This window comes from Pseudarthrobacter sp. fls2-241-R2A-127 (assembly GCF_030209355.1).
Taxonomy (GTDB): Bacteria; Actinomycetota; Actinomycetes; order Actinomycetales; family Micrococcaceae; genus Arthrobacter.
The window spans coordinates 64,842-89,068 of sequence record NZ_JARVSF010000013.1; the positions used below are offsets into that span (position 1 = coordinate 64,842).

The 24,227-nt window shown below is 67.3% G+C and carries 23 protein-coding genes and 2 tRNA genes; 17 read left to right on the plus strand and 8 right to left on the minus strand.

The genetic code is table 11. From position 1 onward, the window contains the following. Window positions 1-86: 86 nt before the first annotated feature. Together QRN53_RS10540 and QRN53_RS10545 are read left to right on the plus strand one after the other, a co-directional pair. Window positions 87-158, plus strand: a tRNA-Gln gene (locus tag QRN53_RS10540). 130 nt (window positions 159-288) lie between these two features. Continuing rightward, window positions 289-364 (plus strand) — tRNA-Glu (locus QRN53_RS10545). A 162-nt stretch (window positions 365-526) separates the two neighbouring features. On the opposite strand, the gene QRN53_RS10550 is transcribed toward QRN53_RS10545, so the two are convergent. Both QRN53_RS10550 and QRN53_RS10555 read right to left on the minus strand, forming a co-directional pair. Continuing rightward, a complete protein-coding gene (locus QRN53_RS10550) occupies window positions 527-1,075 on the minus strand; it encodes a DUF1697 domain-containing protein (protein WP_285243964.1) in 549 nt (182 codons plus the stop codon). Between the two features lie 75 nt (window positions 1,076-1,150). Continuing rightward, the gene (locus tag QRN53_RS10555) at window positions 1,151-1,870 is read right to left on the minus strand and encodes an IclR family transcriptional regulator (RefSeq protein ID WP_285243965.1); all 720 of its coding nucleotides are present in this window, start codon (window positions 1,868-1,870) and stop codon (window positions 1,151-1,153) included. Between the two features lie 113 nt (window positions 1,871-1,983). Between QRN53_RS10555 and leuC the strand changes: the two genes are divergently transcribed. From leuC to QRN53_RS10585, 6 genes are all read left to right on the plus strand, one after another. Beyond that, window positions 1,984-3,456, plus strand: a complete 1,473-nt coding sequence (gene leuC, locus QRN53_RS10560) for a 3-isopropylmalate dehydratase large subunit (protein WP_285243966.1) — start codon at window positions 1,984-1,986, stop codon at window positions 3,454-3,456. An 8-nt stretch (window positions 3,457-3,464) separates the two neighbouring features. Beyond that, the gene (leuD, locus tag QRN53_RS10565; protein WP_285243967.1) at window positions 3,465-4,067 is read left to right on the plus strand and encodes a 3-isopropylmalate dehydratase small subunit; all 603 of its coding nucleotides are present in this window, start codon (window positions 3,465-3,467) and stop codon (window positions 4,065-4,067) included. 176 nt (window positions 4,068-4,243) lie between these two features. Continuing rightward, entirely contained in the window at window positions 4,244-5,569 is a 1,326-nt protein-coding gene (gene murA, locus QRN53_RS10570; RefSeq protein WP_285243968.1) for a UDP-N-acetylglucosamine 1-carboxyvinyltransferase, read from the plus strand. A gap of 9 nt (window positions 5,570-5,578) precedes the next feature. Further along, window positions 5,579-6,349, plus strand: a complete 771-nt coding sequence (locus QRN53_RS10575) for a lysophospholipid acyltransferase family protein (protein ID WP_285243969.1) — start codon at window positions 5,579-5,581, stop codon at window positions 6,347-6,349. Continuing rightward, window positions 6,346-7,395: an NAD(P)H-dependent glycerol-3-phosphate dehydrogenase gene (locus QRN53_RS10580; protein ID WP_285243970.1), complete on the plus strand. Its 1,050-nt coding sequence runs from the start codon at window positions 6,346-6,348 to the stop codon at window positions 7,393-7,395. The genes QRN53_RS10575 and QRN53_RS10580 overlap by 4 nt, the downstream gene beginning before the upstream one ends. A gap of 2 nt (window positions 7,396-7,397) precedes the next feature. Further along, the gene (locus QRN53_RS10585) at window positions 7,398-8,543 is read left to right on the plus strand and encodes a D-alanine--D-alanine ligase family protein (RefSeq protein WP_285243971.1); all 1,146 of its coding nucleotides are present in this window, start codon (window positions 7,398-7,400) and stop codon (window positions 8,541-8,543) included. Between the two features lie 137 nt (window positions 8,544-8,680). Here QRN53_RS10585 and QRN53_RS10590 read toward each other — a convergent pair whose 3' ends face one another. Continuing rightward, on the minus strand, window positions 8,681-9,184 hold the full coding sequence (locus QRN53_RS10590; RefSeq protein WP_285243972.1) for a DUF3515 domain-containing protein: 504 nt from the start codon (window positions 9,182-9,184) through the stop codon (window positions 8,681-8,683). Window positions 9,185-9,253: 69 nt separating this feature from the next. Here QRN53_RS10590 and thiL point away from each other — a divergent pair, with 69 nt between their 5' ends. From thiL to rsmD, 4 genes are read left to right on the plus strand one after another with little or no spacing between them, the layout of a single operon-like run. Further along, complete coding sequence (gene thiL, locus QRN53_RS10595; protein ID WP_285243973.1) at window positions 9,254-10,300, plus strand: thiamine-phosphate kinase; 1,047 nt, start codon at window positions 9,254-9,256, stop codon at window positions 10,298-10,300. 22 nt (window positions 10,301-10,322) lie between these two features. Then, window positions 10,323-11,309 (plus strand): DAK2 domain-containing protein, encoded by a 987-nt coding sequence (locus tag QRN53_RS10600; RefSeq protein WP_285244036.1) that lies wholly within the window; start codon window positions 10,323-10,325, stop codon window positions 11,307-11,309. Next, window positions 11,299-13,569, plus strand: a complete 2,271-nt coding sequence (locus QRN53_RS10605; protein WP_285243974.1) for an ATP-dependent DNA helicase RecG — start codon at window positions 11,299-11,301, stop codon at window positions 13,567-13,569. Before QRN53_RS10600 ends, QRN53_RS10605 begins: the two co-directional genes overlap by 11 nt. 42 nt (window positions 13,570-13,611) lie before the next feature. Beyond that, entirely contained in the window at window positions 13,612-14,226 is a 615-nt protein-coding gene (rsmD, locus tag QRN53_RS10610) for a 16S rRNA (guanine(966)-N(2))-methyltransferase RsmD (RefSeq protein WP_285243975.1), read from the plus strand. A gap of 4 nt (window positions 14,227-14,230) precedes the next feature. On the opposite strand, the gene QRN53_RS10615 is transcribed toward rsmD, so the two are convergent. Together QRN53_RS10615 and QRN53_RS10620 are read right to left on the minus strand one after the other, a co-directional pair. Beyond that, entirely contained in the window at window positions 14,231-15,010 is a 780-nt protein-coding gene (locus tag QRN53_RS10615; RefSeq protein WP_285243976.1) for a spermidine synthase, read from the minus strand. Then, a complete protein-coding gene (locus QRN53_RS10620; RefSeq protein WP_285243977.1) occupies window positions 15,010-16,239 on the minus strand; it encodes an aminotransferase class I/II-fold pyridoxal phosphate-dependent enzyme in 1,230 nt (409 codons plus the stop codon). Before QRN53_RS10620 ends, QRN53_RS10615 begins: the two co-directional genes overlap by 1 nt. A 43-nt stretch (window positions 16,240-16,282) precedes the next feature. Here QRN53_RS10620 and coaD point away from each other — a divergent pair, with 43 nt between their 5' ends. From coaD to mutM, 5 genes are all read left to right on the plus strand, one after another. Then, a complete protein-coding gene (coaD, locus tag QRN53_RS10625; RefSeq protein ID WP_285243978.1) occupies window positions 16,283-16,783 on the plus strand; it encodes a pantetheine-phosphate adenylyltransferase in 501 nt (166 codons plus the stop codon). Between the two features lie 122 nt (window positions 16,784-16,905). Further along, window positions 16,906-17,430, plus strand: coding sequence for a YceD family protein (locus QRN53_RS10630; protein ID WP_285244037.1), 525 nt, complete (start codon window positions 16,906-16,908; stop codon window positions 17,428-17,430). 36 nt (window positions 17,431-17,466) lie between these two features. Next, window positions 17,467-17,670: a 50S ribosomal protein L32 gene (gene rpmF, locus QRN53_RS10635; RefSeq protein ID WP_009356569.1), complete on the plus strand. Its 204-nt coding sequence runs from the start codon at window positions 17,467-17,469 to the stop codon at window positions 17,668-17,670. Between the two features lie 20 nt (window positions 17,671-17,690). Continuing rightward, complete coding sequence (rnc, locus tag QRN53_RS10640; protein ID WP_285243979.1) at window positions 17,691-18,419, plus strand: ribonuclease III; 729 nt, start codon at window positions 17,691-17,693, stop codon at window positions 18,417-18,419. A gap of 5 nt (window positions 18,420-18,424) precedes the next feature. Then, window positions 18,425-19,393, plus strand: coding sequence for a bifunctional DNA-formamidopyrimidine glycosylase/DNA-(apurinic or apyrimidinic site) lyase (gene mutM / locus QRN53_RS10645; protein ID WP_285243980.1), 969 nt, complete (start codon window positions 18,425-18,427; stop codon window positions 19,391-19,393). 124 nt (window positions 19,394-19,517) lie between these two features. Here mutM and QRN53_RS10650 read toward each other — a convergent pair whose 3' ends face one another. Genes QRN53_RS10650 through QRN53_RS10660 form a run of 3 tightly spaced genes read right to left on the minus strand, consistent with a single transcriptional unit; the run spans window position 19,518 to window position 24,204 of the window. Next, window positions 19,518-20,513: an NAD-dependent epimerase/dehydratase family protein gene (locus tag QRN53_RS10650; protein WP_285243981.1), complete on the minus strand. Its 996-nt coding sequence runs from the start codon at window positions 20,511-20,513 to the stop codon at window positions 19,518-19,520. Further along, window positions 20,510-23,188: an alpha/beta fold hydrolase gene (locus QRN53_RS10655; protein WP_285243982.1), complete on the minus strand. Its 2,679-nt coding sequence runs from the start codon at window positions 23,186-23,188 to the stop codon at window positions 20,510-20,512. Before QRN53_RS10655 ends, QRN53_RS10650 begins: the two co-directional genes overlap by 4 nt. Next, window positions 23,182-24,204, minus strand: coding sequence for a 3-oxoacyl-ACP synthase III (locus QRN53_RS10660; RefSeq protein ID WP_285243983.1), 1,023 nt, complete (start codon window positions 24,202-24,204; stop codon window positions 23,182-23,184). Before QRN53_RS10660 ends, QRN53_RS10655 begins: the two co-directional genes overlap by 7 nt. Between the last annotated feature and the right edge of the window lie 23 nt (window positions 24,205-24,227).

A 24,227-nucleotide genomic window follows, 5' to 3' on the forward strand; every position in this document is an offset into this window, starting at 1 on the left:
AGCCCGAAGTCTCGGGTAAAGTAATTTCTCGTGCTGAGGCGCACGGAGCAGGGAAAACGCCCTGAAATCCGGCCCGAAAGTACCATTGGGATATGGTGTAATTGGCAACACTACGGTTTCTGGTACCGTCATTCTAGGTTCGAGTCCTGGTATCCCAGCTCTGGTTTGAAGCCCTTTGCGGGGCCAAGAATCAGTAGGTTTCCAGCCGGTTCGCCGATTTGAAACCATGGCAAAGTGTGTGAAATACTCACTGAGCTTGTGCAGCGGAAACGCTGCCGGAAAGTACTTGGCCCCATCGTATAGCGGCCTAGTACGCTGCCCTCTCACGGCGGTAACGCGGGTTCGAATCCCGCTGGGGTCACCATGGAATGGTCCCGGGCTCTAGCCCGGGACCATTTTTGTTTGCCCGGCAGTCCCCCCGAAAAGTCCTTTCCGCGGACGCAACACCATGCCTGGCGCAGGGGAGCGGTCCCTCCTGCGGGGAGGCGCTGCTGCCGGGCTAAGTGATGGAGCAGGCGGAAGCCGCTTAGGCAGCCTGCGCCAGGGCGGCCGCCGCGTCCCGGACCTTGATCAGCGTGCGGAGGTTGCGGGTGGTGGTGGCGGCCTTGAACCTGGACTTCGAACTGACCTTGCTGAAGGGGCTGTCCAGGGTGCCGCCCACCGGGGCCAGCCATGCCAGCGCTTCAGGTCCCAGGCGCCTCTGGTTTTGCCCGTCAATGGCCGCGCCGGCCGCTTCCAGTTCGTCCAGGACCGCGGCGTCGGACGAGAAGGTGATGTAGGTGTGGGTGGACTTGTCATCTTCCGGATAGGGGCAGGCGTCCACCAGTTCGGCCACCCGTCCGGCCTCCACAACGACCACCCAGGCCTCATAGCCGAACGCTGCGCGGAGGCATTTTTCGGTACCGCGTTTGACGCCGGCTGCGTCCAAACTGCTGGTCAACACCACGTTTCCGCTGGCCAGGAGGGTCTTGGCATCCGCAAAGCCCGAGTCGTTCAGCGCATTCCGGAGGTCCGCCATCTTGATATTGATTCCGCCAACATTGACTCCACGGAGGAAGACTGCGTAGCTGCCCATGGGCACAGCCTAGTAGCCGCGGGCAGAGCCTGGTGGCTGCGTGGTCCGCCGGAGCGGAAAACGGGACGGATCCCCTTAATCGTTGGTCTTGCGCAGGGCTTCGGTGAGGATCCGGCCGGCGTTGCAGACCACCTCTGCGTGCAGGCGCCCGGGCTGGCGGGTCAGCCGCTCGATCGGCCCGGAAATGGAGACGGCGGCGATCACCCTGCCGGACGGTCCCCGCACCGGCGCGGAGACGGAGGCGACCCCGGGCTCACGCTCCCCAAGGCTCTGTCCCCAGCCCCGTCGTCGTACGCCTGCCAGGACGGTGGGCGTGAAGCGCGCTGACTGCAGGCCCTCGAGGAGCCGGTCGTGGTCCTCCCACGCGAGAAGCACCTGGGCGGCCGAGCCTGCTTTCATGGACAGCTGCGTGCCCACGGGGATGGTGTCGCGGAGTCCGATGGGGCGTTCGGCGGACGCAACGCACACACGCCAGTCGCCCTGCCGGCGGAAGATCTGGGCACTTTCCCCGGTGGCGTCCCGCAGTTGCATGAGGACGGGGCCGGCGGAGGCGATCAGGCGGTCCTCGCCCGCGGCAGAGGCGAGCTCCACGAGCCTGCTGCCCAGGACGAACCGGCCCTGGATATCGCGGCTGACCAGCCGGTGATGGACGAGGGCCAGGGCGAGCCGGTGGACGGTGGGCCGGGCCAGGCCGGTGGCGGCCACGAGCTGTGCCAGCGTGGTGGGGCCGGCCTCGAGTGCATCGAGCACCTGGGCTGCTTTATCAATGACGCCGACTCCACTAGAATTGTCCATGTAATGATATTGCCGTCTCAATATCTGAGATGCAAATCTTTCGGCTGGCGCAGTGCGGAGCCGTCCTGATTCAGTTGGACTCATCAGCCAAACAGCAGTGAAGGGAGATGGCCATGGCAAAGACATTGGCCGAGAAAGTCTGGGACGCGCACGTGGTGCGCAAAGGCGAAGGCGAAGGAGCCAACGCCCAGCCCGACCTCCTCTTTATCGATCTCCACCTGGTCCACGAAGTCACGTCCCCGCAGGCCTTCGAAGGCCTGCGCCTTGCCGGCCGCGCGCTGCGCCGGCCGGACCTGACGATTGCCACTGAAGACCACAACACCCCCACGCTGGACATCGACAAGCCTATTGCCGATCTCACCAGCCGCACCCAGATCCAGACGCTGCGCAACAACTGCGCGGAGTTCGGCGTACGCCTGCACAGCCTGGGTGACGCCGAGCAGGGCATCGTCCACGTGGTCGGTCCCCAGCTTGGCCTGACCCAGCCCGGAATGACGGTGGTCTGCGGTGACTCGCACACCTCCACCCACGGGGCCTTCGGCGCCCTCGCCATGGGCATCGGCACCTCCGAGGTGGAGCATGTCATGGCCACCCAGACCCTGTCGCTGAAGCCGTTCAAGACCATGGCCATCAACGTTGAGGGCACGCTGCGCCCCGGCGTCACCGCCAAGGACATCATCCTCGCCGTGATCGCCAAGATCGGCACCGGCGGCGGCCAGGGCTACGTCCTGGAATACCGCGGCTCCGCCATCCGTGCGCTCTCCATGGAAGCACGGATGACCATCTGCAACATGTCCATCGAAGCCGGCGCGCGGGCCGGCATGGTGGCCCCGGACCAAACCACCTACGACTACATGTCCGGCCGCCCGCACGCGCCCCAGGGCGCCGAGTGGGACGCCGCCGTCGAATACTGGAACACCCTGCGCACCGACGACGACGCCACCTTCGACGTCGAGGTGGACCTGGACGCGGACACGCTGGAGCCCTTCGTCACCTGGGGCACCAACCCCGGCCAGGGCGTCTCCCTCTCCCAGTCCGTGCCCAACCCGGCGGACTTCGGCGACGAGAACGCCAAAGCCGCCGCCGAACGCGCCCTGCAGTACATGGGACTCGAAGCCGGCACGCCGATGAAGGAGATCCGGGTGGACACCGTCTTCCTGGGCTCCTGCACCAACTCGCGGATGGAAGACCTCCGTGCCGCCGCCGACATCATCCGCGGCCGCGAGAAAGACCCCAACATCCGGATGCTCGTGGTGCCGGGTTCCGCACGGGTACGTCTTGAAGCCGAAGCCGAAGGCCTGGACAAGGTGTTCAAGGACTTCGGCGCCGAGTGGCGCTTCGCAGGCTGCTCCATGTGCCTGGGCATGAACCCGGACCAGCTGGAGGTGGGGGAGCGTTGCGCCTCCACGTCCAACCGCAACTTCGAAGGACGCCAGGGCAAGGGCGGCCGCACCCACCTGGTTTCCCCGGTGGTGGCCGCAGCCACGGCCGTCCGCGGCACGCTCAGCTCGCCGTCTGACCTCGATCCTGCCCCCGAGCCGGTGGCGGAGCCTGCCGAAACCCCATCCGCAAGCCACGCAGCCTAGGACACATCATGGAAAAGTTCACCAAGCACACCGGCGTCGGCGTCCCGCTGCGCCAGAGCAACGTCGACACCGACCAGATCATCCCGGCGGTGTACCTCAAGCGCATCACCCGGACCGGGTTCGAGGATGCCCTCTTCTCGGCCTGGCGCAAGGATCCCTCATTCATCCTCAACAAGGAGCCCTTCACCACCGGTTCGGTGCTCGTGGCAGGCCCGGACTTCGGCACCGGGTCGTCCCGCGAACACGCCGTCTGGGCGCTGAAGGACTACGGCTTCAAAGCCGTGCTCTCTTCCCGCTTCGCCGACATCTTCCGCGGCAATTCAGGCAAGCAGGGCCTGCTGGCGGCCCAGGTGGCGCAGGACGACATCGAACTCATCTGGAAAGAGCTCGAGAACGCCCCGGGAACCGAGGTCACCGTGGACCTCGAGTCCAAGACCGTGGTGTGCGGCAACATCGTGGCACCCTTCGAAATCGACGACTACACCCGCTGGCGGCTCCTGGAGGGCCTGGATGACATTGGGCTGACCCTCCAGCACGAAGCCGACATCACTGCCTACGAGGCCACCCGCCCGGCGTTCAAGCCCAAGACGCTGCCCGCCAAGCTGTCCTAGGCAAGCTTTCCCTCCGGCCCCTTCCCCGCCTGCGTGGAGAAGGGGCCGGAGTTGTTTGGAGTCCGCCACGGACTGCCGCCGGCGCCCGCTTATTTCGGTTCGGTAACGCGACCTCCTATGCTTGGTTGGAGCCTTTGCAAGGATTTGTGGGCTAGTGATCGTGAGGAAACCGGTATATGAGTAGTGTTCTGACAATCCGCGGTGGAGTTCCGCTTACAGGCCGCGTCAGCGTCCGCGGGGCAAAGAATCTTGTACCGAAGGCCATGGTGGCAGCACTGCTGGGCAACGAACCCTCGGTGCTGCGGAACGTGCCGGAGATCAAGGACGTAGAGGTCGTCACTTCCCTGCTGCAGCTGCATGGCGTGACCGTGGATAAAGACCCGGTCAGCGGAGACCTCACGCTCGATCCGACGTCCGCCAAGACGGCCTCCAGCACGGCCATCGACGCCCACGCGGGCGATTCCCGGATCCCCATCCTGCTGTGCGGGCCCTTGATCCACGCGATCGGGGAAGCATTCATCCCCGATCTGGGCGGCTGCAAGATCGGCGACCGTCCCATCGACTACCACTTGGACGTGCTGCGCCAGTTTGGTGCCGTCGTCGAGAAACGCCCGGGCGGAATCCACATTTCGGCCCCCAAGGGACTGCACGGGGCCAAGATCTCGTTGCCGTATCCCTCTGTCGGGGCCACCGAGCAGGTCCTCCTCAGCGCCACCCGGGCGGAAGGCATCACGGAACTGTCCGGTGCGGCCACCGAGCCCGAGGTCATCGACCTGATCGCCGTGCTGCAGAAGATGGGCGCCATCATCAGCGTCCAGACGGACCGGACCATCCGCATCGAGGGTGTCCGCGATCTCGGCGGCTACAACCACCGTGCCCTCTCGGACCGCAACGAGTCGGCGTCCTGGGCCTCGGCTGCCTTGGTCACCCGCGGTGACATCTTCGTTGAAGGCGCCTCCCAGCGCGACATGATGACGTTCCTGAACACCTACCGCAAAGTGGGCGGCGGCATGGACATCGGCGAGGACGGCATCCGCTTCTACCACAAGGGCGGCAAGCTCAACCCGCTGGTCCTGGAAACGGACGTGCACCCCGGATTCATGACGGACTGGCAGCAGCCCCTGGTGGTTGCGTTGACCCAGGCCGAGGGCGTCTCGATCGTCCACGAAACGGTGTACGAGAACCGGTTCGGCTTCACCGATGCCCTCATCCGGATGGGCGCCAGCATCCAGGTCCACCGTGAGTGCCTCGGCAGCGTCCCGTGCCGGTTTGGCCAGCGCAACTTCCTTCACTCGGCAGTCATCTCCGGCCCCACCCAGCTCAAGGGAACCGACATTGACGTGCCCGACCTGCGCGGCGGGTTCAGCCACCTTATTGCCGCCCTGGCCGCCACCGGAACCTCCCGGGTAACGGGCATCGACATCATCAACCGCGGCTACGAGCGCTTCACCGAAAAGCTCGCCGGCCTTGGTGCCGACTTCGACATCGCCACCACGAAGTAGCGGCGGACCGTGAAGGAATCGGCCAAAAGCAGGGCCACGTTTGTGTTCATCGCCGGGATCGCCCGCCCGCTGCTGAACCTCATGATGGCGAAGAAATGGGAAGGCACCGAGAAGCTGCCTGCCGGCGGCTTCATTGCCGCACCCAACCACTGCACCGAGATCGACCCCCTGGTTGTGGGACACATGCTCTACAACCAGGGGCGTGCCCCGCACTTCCTGGCCAAGGCCGGCCTGTTCAACGTTCCCGGCCTGGGCTGGCTCCTGCATGCCACCAAGCAGGTCCCCGTTGAGCGTTCGACGACGGGAGCGAACCGTTCGCTGCAGGTGGCCCAGGAGATCGTGGCCGAGGGCGGAGCGATCATCATCTACCCGGAGGGCACGTTGACCCGGGATCCTGCGCTCTGGCCCATGAAAGGCCACACCGGTGCGGCCAGGCTCGCCCTTGAGGGCGGAATCCCCGTGGTGCCCATCGCCCACTGGGGTGCCCACGAGGTGTTCCCCCGGTACGGCAAAAGGTTCCACCTGTTTCCGCGGAAGCTCTCGCGGGTTGTGGTGGGGGACCCGGTGGACCTCAGCGCCTTCAGCGGCCGCCCCCTGGACAAGGCGACACTGACCGAAGCCACCGAGGTCATCATGGCCGCGATCACCGGCCTGCTGGCTGGCCTTCGCGGTGAACAGCCGCCTGCCCAACGCTGGGATCCGGCCAAGCAGCAACAGGCCAAGCACGGACGATTCATCGAACGCGGACAGCAGTCCGGCCCGGAAGCTGAAGCCCAGTGACTCTTGACCGCAAGCCGGGATCGGCCCGAACGGTCGCTGTCCTCGGCGCCGGTTCGTGGGGAACCACCTTCGCGAAGATCCTCGCCGACGCAGCCATCGCCGCCGGGACCCCGCGGGTGATCAAGGTGTGGGGCAGGCGCCCCGAGGTGGTGGACCAGATCAACCAGGCCCACCGCAACAGCGCCTACCTCAAGGACATCGTCCTGCCGGAAACCATCACCGCGTCCACCGACGTCCGGCAGGTGCTGGTCGGGGCCGACCTGGTGGTGGTGGCCGTCCCTGCACAGTCCCTCCGTCCGCAGCTGCGGGAGTGGAAGGACATGATCGAACCAGGTGCCGTCGTCGTGTCCCTCATGAAGGGCCTCGAACTCGGCACGGATGCCCGCATGAGCGAGGTCATCAAGCAGGAACTTGACCTGCCGTCCGAACGCATCGCCGTGGTCTCCGGGCCCAACCTGGCCATGGAAATCGCGCGCGAAGAACCCACGGCATCGGTGGTGGCCTGCACGGATTCCGCCACCGCCGGGTGGCTCGCCAGGACTTGCACGGCACCCTACTTCCGCCCCTACACCACCTCGGACGTCGTCGGCGTGGAAATCGGCGGCATCGTCAAGAACGTGATCGCCCTGGCCGTGGGCATCTGCGAGGGCAAGGAAATGGGGGACAACACCAAGGCCTCGGTCATTACCCGGGGCTTGGCGGAAACCTCCCGCCTTGCCCTGGCACTCGGCGGCGAAGCAAAGACCATGGCCGGCCTCGCCGGGCTCGGCGACCTTGTGGCGACCTGCTCGTCCGCGCTGTCCCGCAACCACACCGCTGGCCGGCTCCTGGGCCAGGGGCTGACGCTTGAGGAGGTGGGCCGCACAATGACCCAGACCGCCGAGGGCATCAAGTCCGGCCAGGCCGTGCACGAACTTGCCGGTAAGCTCGGCGTCGACATGCCTATCACGGCCGCCGTCGTCGCGGTGCTGGCAGGCAAGCTGTCCGTTGACCAACTGGGGCCGGTTCTGCTGTCCCGGGAATTGAAACCTGAAGGCGATTACTGACCATGTCCCAAGACACTCCCACCACAGCGGAAACGGCGAACAGGAAGCCGCGGGTCGCCGTGCTGTTCGGCGGACGTTCCAGCGAGCACGCCGTCAGCTGCGTGACGGCAGCCGGCGTGCTCGGCGCCATCAACAGGGACAAATACGAGGTCATCCCGATCGGGATCGCCAAGACCGGGCAATGGGTCCTGGCGCCGGCCGATACCGCGCAATGGTCCCTGACGGCCTCATCCTTGCCGGAAGTGTCCCCGTCCGCCCAGACCGTGACCCTGGCCGAAATCGGCGGCGAACACCAACTCATTGTCGCTTCTCCCAACGCGGTACCCCAGGAACTGGGCGCCGTGGACGTGGTCTTCCCGCTCCTGCACGGACCCTTCGGCGAAGACGGCACCATTCAGGGGCTCCTGGAATTGTCGGATACCCGCTACGTCGGCGCCGGTGTCCTGGCATCCGCCGTCGGCATGGACAAGCACTACATGAAAGTGGTCTTCGAAGCTGCCGGGCTCCGCGTTGGCCCCTACGTGGTGGTAACCGACAGGCAGTGGCGCAATGACCCGGAATCCGTCCGCAAACAGGTGGACCGCCTGGGCTTCCCCGTGTTCGTCAAGCCCGCACGCGCGGGCTCGTCCATGGGCATTTCCAAGGTTGACTCCATCGATGAGCTCGACGCCGCCATCGAGGAAGCACGCCGGCACGACCTCAAGCTCGTCATCGAAGCCGGAATCGTGGGACGCGAGATTGAGTGCGCGGTGCTCGAAGGCAGGGGCACGGACGCTCCCCGGACCTCCATGCCGGGGGAGATCTCGGTTTCCGGCGGAACCCACGAGTTCTACGATTTCAACGCCAAGTACGTCGAGGACGATGCCGCGGCACTGAGCTGCCCCGCAGACATTCCGGCGGAAGCCATCTCACGGGTCCGTGAGCTCGCCGCGCTGGCCTTCGATGCCGTGGGCGCTGAGGGCTTGAGCCGCGTGGACTTCTTCTACACGCCCGACGGTGAGCTGATCATCAACGAGATCAACACCATGCCCGGGTTCACGCCCAAGAGCATGTACCCGCAAATGTGGGCGGCCTCGGGACTGGGCTATGCAGACCTGATCGATGAACTCATCCACTTGGCGCTGAACCGCAACACCGGCCTCCGCTAGTCCCCACCGGCACCCTAGCCTCGCTCCGCTTCGGCCAGGGAACCCTGCCGGCGTGGGCCCACCCGGCACCTGAGTTCGCTCCGCTTCGGCCAGGGAACCCTGCCGGCGTGGGCCCAACCGGCACCCTAACTTCAGGCTTATTTGCTCTGGGGCAGGTTCTGCAGGTCTTCCTGGCCGACGCAGTTCCGCACCGACGGGACCTTCGCGGCGGCGCCGGCCAGGTCCGCGAGGACGGTTGCGGAGCTGATCTTGTCCGGGTCCATCAGGATTTCGGTGGCCGGTTCCCGGCCGTAGGTGGTCAGCGTCCATACCGGGTCGCCTTCCTTGATGACCCAGTCGACGCCGTTGACGGTCACGCAGCGGTCCGTCGTCGGACCCGGCACATTGACGCCGCAGCGGAGGATGACCAGTGACGGGTCGCCCCACGCGGCAGTTGCCTGGCTGTTGGTCTTCCGCAGCCGGGAATCGCCGATCGCATCCGGCAGCGCCACCATCATCGGCGCGCAGGCCGGATTTGCCGCGTCCTTGGCGGCGGTGACGTCAACCGCGGGAGAGCACGCAGCCAGGGACAGGGCGGCGACTGCCCCTAAAGCTGCCATCCTGGTGGCACGGGCGGGCAGGGACAGCTGGGGATGGTGCATGCTTCCAGCCTATCGCCGCCCGTGCCCCCGCCAGGACACGATGTCGGCCGGTCGCGGTAGCGTAGTGGCGTGCCTGAAGACCTAAGAAACCGCGTTGACCGCGAGCCCGCCGTCGCCGGCCTCTCCGAAGCAGACCTGCTGGCCCGGATCTTCCCGCGCCTCCGGATGGAGGGATCCCACACGGCAAGCACGCTGTTGGGCCCGGGGGACGATGCCGCCATTATCGCGGCCCCGGACGGCAGGGCCGTGATCAGCATAGACACCCAGGTCCAGGACCAGGATTTCCGCCTGCTCTGGCCCAACGGCTACCGCACCACCGGGTTCGACGTCGGGTGGAAAGCCGCGGCACAGAACCTCAGCGATATCAACGCGATGGGTGCCACGGCCACGTCGATGGTGGTCAGCCTCACGCTGCCGGTGGACACGCCGGTCACCTGGGTGGAAGACCTGGCGGACGGGCTGACAGCAGGAATCCAGGCACTTGGAGCCACCGGATGTTCCGTCGCCGGCGGTGACCTGGGCCGGGGCCGCGAAATTTCCGTGACGGTCGCCGTCCTGGGAACGCTCGACGGCGGCCGCGCTGTCTTGCGTTCCGGAGCCCGGCCGGGAGACATCCTGGCCCTGGCCGGAACCGTCGGGCATGCCGCGGCCGGCCTGGCCCTGCTTGAATCAGGCATCGCCGCGGACAGCCTTGGCCCCGCCGAACGGATCTTCCTCGACCTGCAATCCCGGCCCCGGCCACCCCTGGATGCAGGGCCGGCGGCGAGGCTGGCGGGGGCCACGGCCATGCTTGATATTTCGGACGGACTCCTGCGGGACGGAAGGCGGCTGGCGGCTGCCAGCAACGTTTCCGTCTCCCTCGATCCCGCCCCGCTGGGGCACCTTGCCGAACTCCTGCGCCCGGCCGCCACCCTCCTTGACGCGGACCCGGCACAATGGGTGCTGGGCGGGGGCGAGGACCACGGCCTGCTGGCCACTTTTCCGGCCGGCATTCAGCTGCCACCCGGATTCACTGCGATAGGCTCGGTACATGCACTCGGAACCGACGAAGGCCCGGGCGTCCTGATAGCGGGCCGGGCCGCGGACACCGGGGGATGGGATCACTTTGCACACTAAGGTTGCCGCCAACGCGCTGGCGATGAAGAGGTGGCTGGGCAAGGCGGAAACGGCCCTGGGGAACCACAGCGACCGGCTCAACGCCATCAATATCTTCCCGGTGGCGGACGGCGATACCGGAACCAACCTCTACCTCACCGTACGTGCTGCTGCCCGCTCCCTGGTGCTCACCGACGACCAGCCGGCTCCGGTGGATGTCGGGGAAGTCCTCGCCACGGCGGGGCAGGCGGCCATGGAGGAGGCCCGGGGAAACTCCGGCACCCTCTTCTCCGTGTTCCTGTGCGCAGCGGCCGAGCCCCTTGCCGGCCACACCAGGGTCACGTCCACCCTCCTCTCGGCCGCGCTGAACCGCGCCCAGATCCGTGCCTGGTCCGCCCTCAGTGATCCCGTTCCGGGAACCATGCTTTCCGTCATGGAAGCCGCCGCCCGCGCCGTCGCCGCCGTGGACGCGGCCCAGGACGGGGACGACAGCAACCACGCCCTGGGCCTCGCCCTCGACGCAGCGGTGGAGGGGGCCCTGGCCGCGGTGATCCACACCGAAGAGCAGCTTGATGCCCTCCAGTCCGCCCACGTTGTGGATGCCGGCGGCGTGGGAATGCTGCTCATCCTCGACTGCCTGCGCTCGGCGGTCCTGGGCGAGGAACTGCAGAATGAGCTCCTGGACGGCCTGCACGGCTACGACGTCTCCGATCCGCACATCCACGCCGCCATGCCGGTCGACGACGGCGTGGAAGTCATGTGCACCATCAGCCTGTCGCCGCTGAACGCCGCCACCCTCCGGCAGCGGCTCGACGAGATCGGCGAGTCCGTCATCATGAGCCAGGTGGGCAGCGGGGCTGACCCCGCCGGAAATTACCGGTGGCGGGTGCATGTGCACGTGCCGCAGCCTGACCAGGCCGTCGCCCTCATCAGGTCCCTGGGCGAACCGTCCCAGATCAGCATCAGCGAACTCGCGCTGCCCCGGGACCCGGACATGGACGCAGTGAACACCGGCGGGCATGAACGCTGAGCTCGACCTGGCCCTGGAGCGGCGCATCGGGAAGCGCTCGGCAGCGGTCATTGAGAAACACCTCGGAATCACCACCGTGGACGGGCTGCTGAATTACTTCCCGCGCCGCTACATGAGCCGCGGTGAGTTAACCCCCATCAGCGAGCTGCCGCTGGACGAGGACGTCACCCTGATCGCCCGGGTGCTGTCCAGCAGCACGCGGACCATGCAGGCCCGCCGGGGAACCATTACCGATGTCATCGTTTCGGACGACGACGGTCAACAGGGGCTCCGGCTGGTGGGCGGCCGCGACTTCCGCGGCAAGGTGCCCGGGACCCTCAAGATCAGCTTCTTCAACGGGTACAAAGCCAAGACCGAACTCCTGCAGGGGCGCAGGGCCCTGTTTTCCGGAAAGGTCACCAGCTTCAAGGGACAGCTTGGCCTGACCAACCCGGACTTCCAGCTGGTGGACGAAGACCCCTTCAGCGACAGCGGCCAGGACCCGGAGAAACTCGCTGCCATGCCCATCCCGGTGTACCCGGCCACCGCCAAACTTCCCAGCTGGAAGATCCAGAAGACCATAGCCACCCTCCTGGAGACACTCGACCTTGATGCCCTGCCGGATCCGCTGCCCGCGGAGGTGTCCCACCGCGAAGGGTTCCTGCCGGTCTCCCGGGCCTACAGGTTGATCCACGCTCCCGAGTCCGCGGAGGATTGGCGCAGGGCCAGGGACCGCCTCCGCTACCACGAAGCCCTGGTCCTGCAGTCCGCGTTGGCACGGCGCCGCGCCCAGCTCGCAGCCGAGGAAGCCACCGCCCGGCGGCCGGTGGATGACGGCGTCCTTGCCGTCTTCGATGACAACCTGCCGTTCACGCTCACCGCCGGCCAAGCCGCCGTCGGCGAAACCCTCATGGCGGAACTGGCGCGCGACACTCCCATGAACCGGCTGCTGCAGGGCGAGGTGGGCTCCGGCAAGACGGTGGTGGCGCTGCGTGCCATGCTGCAGGTGATCGACGCCGGCGGGCAGGCAGCACTCCTGGCCCCCACCGAAGTGCTTGCGGCCCAGCATTACGACTCCATCCGGCGCAGCCTGGGACCGTTGTCCGGCGATGGCCTCCTGGGCGGGCTTGCCGGCGGAAACGGCGCATCCGTCCAGGTCACGCTGCTGACGGGCTCCATGCCCACCGCTGCGCGCAGGCAGGCCATGCTGGACGCCGTCTCGGGGACGGCGGGAATCATCATTGGCACCCACGCACTGCTCGGCGACAACGTTTCCTTCTACGACCTCGGGCTCATCGTGGTGGACGAACAACACCGTTTCGGCGTGGAGCAGCGCGACGCCCTGCGGGCCAAGGCGCGCAAGCCCCCGCACCTGCTGGTCATGACCGCCACCCCCATCCCGCGCACAGTTGCCATGACGGTTTTTGGGGACCTGGAGACGTCCACCCTCAGCGAATTGCCCAAGGGCCGGGCTCCGATCACCACCCACCTCGTGGGCCTCGCGGAGAACCCCGCCTGGGCGGCGCGGATTTGGGCGCGCGCCCGCGAGGAGATCGAGGCAGGGCGCCAGGTGTACGTGGTCTGTCCCAAGATCGGCATGGACGACGACGGCGACTTCAGCCCCGGCGAGGCCGCACCTCCGGGGGCGGAGGGAGAGGAAGGGCGGGAGCTCGCGTCCGTCACCGCCGTCGTGGAGCACCTGCTGGCCGAGCCGTCGCTGGCGGGGGTGCCGCTTGCACCGCTGCATGGCCGCCAGGACCCGGAACTGAAGACGGAGACGATGGCCGGCTTCACCGCCAACCGGATCAAACTGCTCGTCTCCACCACCGTGATCGAAGTCGGCGTGGACGTGCATAACGCCACCCTGATGGTCATCCTGGACGCCGACCGGTTCGGGATCTCGCAGCTGCACCAGCTCCGCGGGCGTGTCGGCCGCGGCGGACTGCCCGGAACCTGCCTGCTGGTCACCTCCTTGGAACAAGGACATCCCAGCCGGCGGCGGCTGGAGGCCGTGGTGGCCACCACGGACGGATTCGTCCTCTCCCAGGAGGACCTCAAGCTGCGCCGCGAAGGCGATATCCTGGGCGCTTCCCAGTCCGGCGGACGCTCCACCCTGAAACTGTTGCGCGTCCTCGAACACGAAGACGTCATCGCCCGGGCCAGGGAAGACGCCCAGCACATCGTCGGTGGGGACCCGTTGCTGGCGGGCCACCCCGAACTCGCCGATGCCATCGAGAAGTACCTCAATCCCGAGAAGGAGGCGTTCCTTGAACGCGGTTAGCACGGCAGGATCCCAGGGCGCTGGCGGACGGCGGCAGCGGCGATGACCCGGATCATTTCCGGCGCCGCGGGTGGTACACCGTTGAACGCCGTCCCGGGTTCCCTGACCCGTCCCACCACCGACCGCGTCAAGGAAGCGCTGTTTTCCCGGCTGGACGCTTTTGGCGTGATCTCCGGCGCCAGGGTCCTGGACCTGTACGCAGGCTCCGGATCCCTGGGCGTGGAAAGTGCCAGCAGGGGAGCGCAGGCCGTGGACCTGGTGGAGTCCGACGCCAAGGCCAGCGGAGTGTGCCAGCGTAATGCGGACCTCATCGACGGCGTCCTTGGCCGCAAAACCGTCAGTGTGCACCGCTCCAAGGTGGAACCGTTCCTTGACCGCGCGCCGGATGCCGCTGCCTGGGACCTGGTGTTCCTGGATCCGCCCTATCCGCTGGATGAAGAGGCGTTGGCCGCGGTGCTCCGGAAGCTCGCCGGCCACCTGGCCGCAGGGGCCGTGGTGGTGGTGGAGCGGTCCTCGCGTTCTCCGGAGCCGGAGTGGCCCGGCGGGCTGGCGCGGTTCGCGGAGAAAAAGTATGGCGAGACCCGGTTGTGGTTTGCCGAGCCGGCCGTGCCCGATGCCATTTCCGCCGACGACCTACCGGACGGAGCCGAGGGGTAGGGGACTAGGCCGAGAAAGGGTCCAGGTCCACTCCCGACAGGACCCGGCCAGGGTGGGGGCCGCGGGCGGCCAACTCTGTTGTCCACTGTTCCGGCCAGGGGCCTTGGGTTCCTGCCAGGATGATGTTTCCCGGGTACCGTGCGTCGAAAACTCCTGCTTCGCCGAACGCCGCAACGTCGGCCATGGCCTCCCGCATGGCCGCCACCTGGCTCCTGACCAACGTGAGGGCAGGCTCGTCGCCCACATTGACGATCAGCACCCCTTCCGGGCTCAACCGGTCCCGCGCCTCCCGGTAGAAACCAGTGGAGGCGATGTGGGCGGGTGCCTCGGGCCCGGAGAAGATGTCCAGGATGACGACGTCGAACGTGAGTCCGGGATCCAGCGTGCCAAGTGCCTCCCGGGCATCGCCGATCATGGTGGTCAGGTCCGTGCCTTCGGGCAGGGGCAGGTGCCGCAGGACAAAGTCCAGCAGCTCCCGTTCCAGCTCTACCGCGTATTGGGGTGAGCCGGGCCGGGTGGCCTGAATGTAGCGTGCAAGGGTCAGCGCGCCGGCGCCCAGGTGCAGGGCCCTGACCGGTTCCCCTGCCGGTGCGGCGAGATCCACCAGGTGCCCGATCCTGCGCAGGTACTCGTAGAAGATCTCGTCGGGCCGGCTGAGGTTGACATGGGACTGTTCGGCTCCGCCGATGGTCAGCACATAGCCGCCGTCGGTGAACGTGTCCGGTTCGATCGTGGCGTGCTGGCCGGTTGTGCGCAGGAAGCGCCTGGCAGCCCCCGCGGACATCAGAGCCTGCCGCGGAGTGTTGCCAGCCGTGAGGCAGCTTCCGCCAGGACGTCGTCCTTCTTGCAGAAGGCGAAACGCAGCAGGCTGCGCGTCCGTTCCGCGCCCTCAGGATGGCAGAAGACCGGGACCGGGATGGCTGCAACACCCACCAGTGCGGGCAGGCGGCGGGCGAGGTCCAGCGCATCGGTGATGCCCAGCGGTGCGGTGTCCACGTTGACGAAGTAAGTGCCCTGCGGCGTGAAGACGTCAAATCCGGCATCCCTGAGGCCTGCGCTGAGGATGTCCCGTTTCTTCTCCAGGGTGGCTGCGATGCCGTGGAAGAAAGCGTCAGGCTGGCCCAGGCCCGTGGCGATTGCTGCCTGGAACGGGGTTCCGGAACTGTACGTAAGGAACTGCTTCACCGTCCGCACCGCAGCCACCAGGTCCTCGGGCCCGGTCAGCCAGCCCACCTTCCAGCCTGTCAGCGAGAACGTCTTTCCGGCCGAGGAGATGGTGATCGTGTTCCCGGCGGCTCCGGGCAGGGTTGCCACGGGGACATGGGTGACCCCGAACGTGAGGTGCTCGTACACCTCGTCGGTGACGATGATGCTGCCGTGCTTGGCAGCAAGGTCTACCACCCGCTGCAGGACGGCTTTCGGAAAAACAGCGCCGGTGGGATTGTGCGGGTTGTTCAGCAGCACCACGCGGGTGCGGCCGCTGAACGCCGATTCCAGCGCGGAGAGGTCAGGCATGAAGTCCGGGGCGGCCAGCGGTACGGTCACGTGGGTGGCGCCGGTGAGGCCGATGACCGCACCGTAGGAGTCGTAGAACGGCTCGAAGGTCAGGACTTCGTCGCCGGGACCGGCGAATGCCAGCAGTGCGGCCGCGATCCCTTCGGTGGCCCCGGTGGTGATGATGACCTCCGTGGCGGGATCGGGCGTCAATCCGTAGAAGCGTTCCTGGTGTGCGGACACCGCCTGGCGGAGTTCGGGGAGGCCTTTTCCGGGCGCGTACTGGTTGGCTCCGGCGGCGATGGCCGCGCGCGCCGCCTCCCTGATCTCCAGCGGCCCGTCCTCATCCGGGAAGCCCTGGCCCAGGTTGATGGCGCCGGTCTGGACGGCAAGGGTGGTCATCTCTTCGAAGATGGTGACACCCAGTCCGCCGTCGCGTGCCAGCAGGTTGGCGCCGAGCGCGGTCCGCTGCCAGGGAGCAGGTGCCAGGGGCGCGGAAAGTTCCCGTGGAGGATGCATCCAGTCATGGTATCCCGGCCTTTCCATGCGGTAGGTTCGGAGCATGAGACGCGCTGTGTGCCCCGGATCCTTCGACCCCATCCACAACGGCCATCTCGAAGTCATAGCCCGGGCAGCAGGCCTTTTTGACGAGGTCATCGTGGCCATCTCCACCAACTACGCCAAGAACTACATGTTCACCCTGGAAGAGCGGCTGGACATGGCCCGGGAGACGCTGGCTTCGCTCAAAGGCATCGTGGTGGAGCCTGTAGGCGCCGGGCTGCTCGCCGAATACTGCCGGCACCGTGGGGTGTCCGCCATCGTCAAGGGGCTGCGCTCGTCGTCGGATTTTGACTACGAACTTCCCATGGCGACGATGAACCGGCAGCTCAGCGGCGTGGAAACAGTGTTCCTCCCGGCTGAGGCCAGCTACCTCCACTTGTCGTCCACCCTGATCAAAGAGGTGGCGGCACTGGGCGGCAGCGTCTCGGACTACGTGCCCCGTTCGGTGCACCGCCGCCTGGTGACCGGCGAGCCTGGCCCGGATCAGCGGCCAAGACGGTAGGATGGACGGGTACTTCGGCGCCGCCGCATGCCGGTTTGAGTCACCATGGCTCTTCAGGCTAGGATGGTACGTCGGTCATATGTTCAACAGGAGTTCTCATTAAAAGAGATGCTGGTTCGCCCCTGGCGTTCGACGTCAAGGACCTCGGGCGCAGCCCGGGAAGCATGCGGACACTGAAGGAACATGTACCCGCACCGAGTGATCTTGGTGTGGCGCTCATTGGTGTTCAGGAAGGCTCGGATGTCGAGCTTGACCTGAGGCTTGAGGCCGTACACGAAGGAATTCTGGTATCAGGAACCGCTGCCGTCGAAGTAACCGGCGAATGCGGCCGATGCCTGGATCCCCTTGCGTATGACCTTGAGGTCAATGTGCAAGAACTTTTCTTCTATGAAGGTGCTGAGCTTTCGGACGAAGAAGAAGATGAAGAGCAACGTCGAGTCGAGCACGATGTAATCGATCTTGAACCGGTGTTGCGGGACGCGGTTGTCACCAACCTGCCGTTCCAGCCGGTGTGCCGGGAAGACTGCCAGGGCCTTTGCTCCGAATGCGGAGCTCGCCTGGAAGACGAGCCGGGGCACCACCACGAGGTCCTGGATCCTCGCTGGGCTGCCCTAGCTGATATGGCTAAGCCTGACCGGCAAAATTGATTTGTACGTGTTTGTCTAGAGAGAAATGAGTTAGCCGTGGCTGTTCCCAAGCGGAAAATGTCTCGCTCGAATACCCGCGCCCGCCGCTCGCAGTGGAAGGCGACCGCCCCCCACCTGGTGAAGACCGTTGAGAACGGCCAGGTCACCTACAGCTTGCCGCACCAGGCAAAGGTCGTTACCGACTCTGCTGGCACCGCGCTGTTCCTTGAGTACAAGGGCCGCAAGGTCGCTGACGTCTAATCGGCCCAACAGGCTGACTGATGTCTTCAACTGAAGAGCTTCTGAAGCGTCTCGGTGTCTCTATTGACGCCGGGACGCTTCGTCTTGCGCTCACCCACCGTTCGTATGCCTACGAGAACGGCGGCATACCCACCAATGAGCGGCTCGAGTTCCTGGGGGACTCGATTCTGGGCTTCTCGGTGACCGATGCCCTGTACCGGGACAACCCGGACCTGCCCGAAGGCGAGCTCGCCAAGCGCCGGTCCGCCGTCGTCAGCACCCGTGCACTGGCCGGCATCGGACGCAGCCTGGGCATCGGCGAATTCATCTACCTCGGGCAGGGCGAAAAGCTCACCCACGGGAAGAACAAGGCGTCCATCCTTGCGGACACCATGGAAGCCCTGATCGGTGCCACCTACGTCTCCAACGACATCGAGACCGCCCGTCGGCTGGTTATGCGGCTGATCGGTCCGATGCTGAAGGACGCCGCCGTCCTGGGCGCCGGAACCGACTGGAAGACCAGCATTCAGGAACTGGCTGCCAGCCGGCAGCTCGGCAGCATCCACTACGCAGTGGACGGCTCGGGACCGGACCATGCCCGGACGTTCACGGCCGTCCTGAACATCGGCGGCAACGCCTACGGCAAGGGCTCCGGGCATTCGAAGAAAGAAGCCGAACAGGAAGCCGCAGCCGACGCGTGGCGGGTGCTTTCGGGGGCTGGAGCCCAGGATACCGCCGGTACGTCCGCCGGCTCCGCAGCCGCCAAGTAGCGTCCGTGCCGGAACTTCCCGAGGTTGAAGTGGTGCGCCGCGGCCTGGTCCGCTGGGTCCGCGGCAGGACCGTCCAAAGCGTCGATGTCCTCGACCCGCGCTCCATCCGGCGTCACGCACTGGGGGCTCAAGACTTCATCGGCAACCTCGAAGGCGCCACGGTGTCCGACGTGGTCCGTCGCGGTAAATTCCTCTGGATGCCGCTGACGGACAACGGCGCTGCCGGGCCCGGACATCCGGAAACCAGCCAGGCACCGGAAGTTGCCCTCATGGCGCACCTGGGTATGAGCGGACAGCTGCTGATGCAGGGCCCGGGCGTTCCCGACGAGAAACACCTCAAAGTACGGCTGACCCTCAGTCCGCGTGAGGGCATGCCGGACCAACTGCGCTTCGTTGACCAGCGGATCTTCGGCGGCCTCTTCGTGACTGCCCTGGTACCCACCGATGACGGCGGCCCCGGGGGTCTCGCCGAATCGCCGCTTCCGTTGATCGCGGCGGAAGCAGCCCATATAGCCCGGGACCCGCTGGACCCCGCATTCTCCTTCGATCTCTTCTACCAGCGCCTCCGGAAACGTAAAACCGGGCTCAAACGGGCACTCCTGGACCAGGGGATGGTGTCCGGGATCGGAAACATCTACGCCGACGAAGCCCTGTGGCGCGCGAAGCTTCACTACGCACGGGCCACCGACACACTCCGCCGGGCCGAGGCGCAGCGCGTCCTGGACAGCGCCCGCGAGGTGATGCTGGATGCCCTGGCGGCCGGGGGCACCAGTTTCGACTCCCTGTACGTCAACGTCAACGGAGCCTCGGGCTACTTCGACAGGTCCCTTAACGCCTACGGGCGCGGCGGCGAGCCCTGCAAACGCTGTGCCGCAGTGGGAATCCAGTCGATTATCCGCCGCGAGCAGTTCATGAACCGTTCGTCCCACACGTGCCCCGTGTGCCAGCCCCGGCCGCGGAACGGCCGCTGGTAGGTTCCACAGCATGCCCCCGGAACCCGGCGCGGCACCCGCTCCTCACCGGGCACTCCTGGCCGCCCGCCGTCGTCCGCTGAACTGGAGACCTCTGTCTGTCCGCTGAACCGGCGGCTTCCCGAAGTCAGCGGAGTCGGGTGCCAGCCGTGAAACCTGGTCTGTAGTAGTCGGCCAGCCGCGCCAATCCCTCATCCAGCGACACCTCCGGAACCCAGTCCAGGAGGGCCCGGGTTTCGCGCTGGTCGAACCAGTGGGCCGTGGACAGTTGCTCGGCAAGGAAGGCCGTCATGGGCGGTTCCTCCTCCCGGCCGGACCGGAGCCAGGCCCGTTCCACCACCGAGCCCGCAAGCCGCGCAAGCCTGCCGGGCACCGACCACGACGGCGCCGGCACCCCGCCGGCAGCGCAGATGCCGGCCAACAGCTCGCCGACAGGCCGGGGTTCCCCATTAGTGACCACAATGGCCCTGCCATGGACGTGCCCCATCCGGTCCAGCGCCGCCACGATCGCGGCCGCGGCGTTGTCAACGAACGTGGTGTCGATCAGGGCGGCGCCGGCATCGAGCAGCGGCAGCCGGCGTGCCGCGGCCCGCGCCAGCACACGCTCCACCAACTGCGTGTCTCCCGGACCCCAGACGACGTGCGGGCGGACCGCGGTGACGCGGAAGTCCGGGGCGTCCGCGGCGAGGGCCGCCAGCTCGGCCCGGGCCTTGGTGCGCGAGTAGTTGCCATGCGCGTGTTCGGGGTCCGCCGGTTCTGCCCCCAACCCGGCGATGGCGGCCCCCGTGTTGGCCACGGACGGGGAGGACACGTACACCAGGTCCCGCACGCCGGCCTCGCGGGCGGCGTGGAGCAGGCGCCGGGTTCCCCGGACATTCACCTCGTCAAACTCCGCTGCGCGGCCGGTGAAGGAAACCTTGGCGGCCAGGTGGACCACCGCTTCCATGCCCTGCACCGCTTCCTTGACTGCGGCATCATCGGTGAGGGAGTTGCAACGGTCGGCGGCGCCGTCAACGCCCGAGGGACGCCGTTGGAAGGTGGCCACGGTGTGTCCCCGGCGCACCAGCAACGCGGCCACCTCCCGGCCCAGGAGCCCGCTCGCCCCGGTGACCAGGACTTTCACGGCGTCCCCGGTCGGCCGCCGGCCAGCACCTTCGACGCCCAGCGGGACAGCCGGGTCCGGTCGATTTTGGCGTTGTGGCGGATATCGGTGGGCTGGGCGGGCACCACCAGGACCGCTGACACGGGCACACCCGCTGCGGCAGCCGCCTCACGCACCCGTCCGGCCAGTTCGGGGTCCGCAGGACCGGCCTTGCGGGCGGTAGGCACGGTTTCCACCACCGCGACGACGGCCTGGGTCCCCGCCGGTCCCACCCCAACAACGGCGGCCATGCGCACGCTGTCCAGGGTCTCGATGGCCTGTTCAGGACCCACCGGCGTTACCACCGCTCCTGGAGCTGTCACGATGTGCGCCAGGCGCCCTTCCACCCACAGCCGTCCCTCGGCGTCGAAGTGGCCCACGTCCCCGGTGCGGTGCCATCCGGCCGTGCCGGCGCTCGCTTGCTGGGTGAGCCAAAGCCGGTCGTAGGAGTCCTTAACATGCGGCGCGCTGACCAGTATCTCGCCGGTGACACCGGGCTCCGTCACGGGGCGGGCTGCGGGAGCTGTGCCGTCCTCTGCCAGCGGGAGGACGGCAACCCGGGCGCCATGGACGGGCAGGCCCACGCAGACCCCATTGCCGGCCCCCGCCACAGTCCCGGCTCCGGCGGCCCGGATTTGTTCAAGGCTGATATCGGTGACGGGAAGGGCTTCGGTCATCCCGTACGGCGTGTGCAATGAGGCACGGGGCAGCAGCCGCTGCACCCCGGCGAGGAGCGGTTCCGGAACGGGGGCGCCGGCGGAGAGCAGCAGTTCGACGCGGGCCAACGCCGCGGCGCCGGCGGAGCTGAGGCCGCTCTCGGTGGCCAGGACATTGCGCAGCGCCGCAGGCGAGGCGAAAACCACCGTTGCGTCAACTGCCGAGGCCGCTTCGGCGAGGGCACACGCCGTCAAGGTGCGCGGGGCCGTGACGTCCATGGCAGGTGTCACCGAGACGGCGCCCAGGGCCGGCCCCAGCAGGGCGAATGGCGCGAAGCCCGCCACCAGGCGGTCACCGGGCTGGATCCCGAAGGTTTCAGCCACGGTATCCCGCATCGCTGCCAGTTGCCGGTGCGTGTAGACGACGCCCTTGGCGGGCCCGGTGGAACCGGACGTGAACAGCACGGCTGCGGGCTGGTCCGGCGCCGGGCTCTCGCTGGAGCGGTCTCCGCTGCGGGCTCCTGCCTCTGCCAGGCCGGGGAGGGACGCTTCGACCCCAAGGATGCGGCGGCGCCCGGCGGCCAGGTCGGCCACGCTGATAAGCCTGGCAGCCCATCCGAGGACCCGGGCCGCCGCCAGCGCCTTGTCGATTCCTATCAGGAAATCCGGGGTGGCCCCTTTGACGGCACGGCTCAGCCCCTTGGTGCCCAGGCCGGCGTCAGCCACCACCACCACGGCTCCCAGGCGCAGGCAGGCATAGAGGGCCACCGTCAGGTCCACTCCGGGCGGGACCATCAGGCTCACGCGGCTGCCCTTGCCGACGCCGAGCCCGGCCAGCCCGGCTGACACGTCGGCAACGTTCTTTTCCAGCTGTTCCCAGCTGAGCGAACGGGCAACGCTGCCGTCCGGCGCCATCTCCGAGACCGCCGTCCCGCTGCCGGCGGGCCCGGCTGCGAGCTCATCAAGGAGCGTCCAGAGGGGACGGAACCCGTCCTGTCCGGCAGACACGGCATGGCCCGCCCCGGTGCCTTTCGGCGCGGAGCCACCGGCCGCCGTCGTACCTTCCGTTCCGGCGACGTGCTCCGCGAGCCAGCCGACGATGGCCGGGGCGATGTTCCGGTCTTCCGCCAGAAGGTGTCCGGCGCCCTCGTAGCGGTGCACCTTGGCCGCCGGCATTCGCTGCAAGAGGTCTTTTAGGTACCGGTCGGAGAAGATCGGGTCCCGCGGGCCCCACAACATCAAGGCGGGGACGTCCAGGCCCCGGAGGCCTTCGGCCACGTGGGTGAGTGCCGGGTGGCTGGGATGGGATGCATCCACGGGGATGTCGGCCACAAAGTTTCCCACGCCCTGACGGCGTGAAACCCCGCGGTACGGGGCCATATATGCGGCCCGGATATCCGCCGGCAGCGGCGGGCTGGCGAGCGAGTGCGTCACCCGCAGGAAAGCGTCCGACGTCGTGGTTCCCCACTTGTGCACGGCCGGATGCAGCGCCAGGCGCAGTGCCGGCGGGATCCGGGAACCGCCGGGCTGGTGGACGGCAGTGTTGGTGAGCACCACGCCGGCGAGCTGGTGCTGATGGGCCAAGGCCCAGCCGAGGCTGATCACGCCGCCCCAGTCGTGGCCCGCGGTGACCACGGGCCCGTCCAGTCCCAGGGCATCGGTGAGGTCGCCAAGGTCGCTGATCCTGTCGGCGAGCCGGCGGAACACACCGGTGCGTTCGGAGAAGCCCATGTCCAGCTGGTCCACCGCCACCACGCGCCAAGGCCGGGCCGGGTCGGTTCCGGCAGCAAGCAGGCTCCGCCAGAGGTAGGACCAGGTGGGGTTGCCGTGCACGCACAGCAGCGTCCCGGCCGGGACCAGGCCGAGCCGCTCCAGCTGCGGCCCGTTATCCAGCACGTGCCAGCGGTGCACCGTGCCTGCCGGGTCCGTGCCCGCCGTGGACGGAACATCGATCTTGCGCGACCATTCGGCGTCGACGCCGGGCCAGGCCGCGATCACCAAACGATTTCCAGCATCGCAGTGTTCAGGCCCGAACCGACGCCCATGCACAGGACCCTGTCCCCGCTTCCGAGGGTCTGCGTCTCGGCGGCAAGCGTCATCGGCAACGACGCGGGGCCCACGTTGCCCCAGTGCGGGAAGGTGATGGGGACCTTGTCCGGGTCCAGGTCGATCGCGTTGATGATGGCTTGGGTGTAGGCGTTGCTGACCTGGTGCGTGACGTAGCGGTCCATCCCGGTCCAGTCCCACTCCGGCTGGGCCTCGTGCCAGGCATCCACCACCAGCTGCAGGCCGCCGTCGAGCAGGCCCTTGGTGTCGGTGGCCATACCGTCAATACCGCCCACGCAGAGGTCGTGGTGCTCGGTGCCGGCCCGCATCACGCCGCCCACGATCCGGTGGGCGCCGGGGTGCTGGTCCGCCGGGCCCAGGACGGCGGCGGCGGCGCCGGACCCGAGCGTCAGCGTGGCGAACTCCCGGTTGAAGTCCTCACGCGTTGTTTCAGGACGCTGCAGCCGGGCAAGCGTGGCCTCCTGCGTCATCTGGGCGTCCTCGCCGTTGACGATCACCGCGTACCGGATCTGTCCGGAATCGATCATGTTGGCCGCCAGGGTCAGGGCGTTCACGAACCCCAGGCAGGCATTGGCGAGGTCAAAGTTCATGGCCGACGACGGCAGGCTCAGTCCGTGATGGATCTTCACCGCGACTGAGGGCTCCAGGTTCCGCCGCGTCACCGACGTGTTGATCAGCAGGCCCACCTCCGACGGTTCGATGCCCGCCTCGGCAAGCGCCTTGGCGCCGGCCTCGATGGCAGCATCATCAAACGAGGTCCCCGCAGCCCACCACCGGCGGTGCGTGATGCCGGCCACGCGCTCGAGCAGCCGCGGCGGAAACTTCAGCCGCTGCAGGGTCGAGGCCAGCCTGCGGTCGAAATCCGTGGAACTGACGATCCGCGGAGCCTCGACGCTGCTCACGGAAAGCAGTGCGGTATTGCTGTGCCGGAAGGTTGCATTACCTGCCAATTCAAGCCCCTCTTCGTTTTTGT

What these genes read in the sequence shown, in the direction of transcription:
- rnc (WP_285243979.1), top strand. Translation starts at nt 17,691, where the DNA reads ATGTCTTCAACTGAAGAGCTTCTGAAGCGTCTCGGTGTCTCTATTGAC.
- leuD (WP_285243967.1), top strand. Translation starts at nt 3,465, where the DNA reads ATGGAAAAGTTCACCAAGCACACCGGCGTCGGCGTCCCGCTGCGCCAG.
- QRN53_RS10590 (WP_285243972.1), bottom strand. Translation starts at nt 9,184, where the DNA reads ATGCACCATCCCCAGCTGTCCCTGCCCGCCCGTGCCACCAGGATGGCA.
- QRN53_RS10620 (WP_285243977.1), bottom strand. Translation starts at nt 16,239, where the DNA reads ATGCATCCTCCACGGGAACTTTCCGCGCCCCTGGCACCTGCTCCCTGG.
- coaD (WP_285243978.1), top strand. Translation starts at nt 16,283, where the DNA reads ATGAGACGCGCTGTGTGCCCCGGATCCTTCGACCCCATCCACAACGGC.
- QRN53_RS10555 (WP_285243965.1), bottom strand. Translation starts at nt 1,870, where the DNA reads ATGGACAATTCTAGTGGAGTCGGCGTCATTGATAAAGCAGCCCAGGTG.
- QRN53_RS10615 (WP_285243976.1), bottom strand. Translation starts at nt 15,010, where the DNA reads ATGTCCGCGGGGGCTGCCAGGCGCTTCCTGCGCACAACCGGCCAGCAC.
- murA (WP_285243968.1), top strand. Translation starts at nt 4,244, where the DNA reads ATGAGTAGTGTTCTGACAATCCGCGGTGGAGTTCCGCTTACAGGCCGC.
- QRN53_RS10600 (WP_285244036.1), top strand. Translation starts at nt 10,323, where the DNA reads ATGAAGAGGTGGCTGGGCAAGGCGGAAACGGCCCTGGGGAACCACAGC.
- QRN53_RS10585 (WP_285243971.1), top strand. Translation starts at nt 7,398, where the DNA reads ATGTCCCAAGACACTCCCACCACAGCGGAAACGGCGAACAGGAAGCCG.
- leuC (WP_285243966.1), top strand. Translation starts at nt 1,984, where the DNA reads ATGGCAAAGACATTGGCCGAGAAAGTCTGGGACGCGCACGTGGTGCGC.
- QRN53_RS10550 (WP_285243964.1), bottom strand. Translation starts at nt 1,075, where the DNA reads ATGGGCAGCTACGCAGTCTTCCTCCGTGGAGTCAATGTTGGCGGAATC.
- QRN53_RS10605 (WP_285243974.1), top strand. Translation starts at nt 11,299, where the DNA reads ATGAACGCTGAGCTCGACCTGGCCCTGGAGCGGCGCATCGGGAAGCGC.
- rsmD (WP_285243975.1), top strand. Translation starts at nt 13,612, where the DNA reads ATGACCCGGATCATTTCCGGCGCCGCGGGTGGTACACCGTTGAACGCC.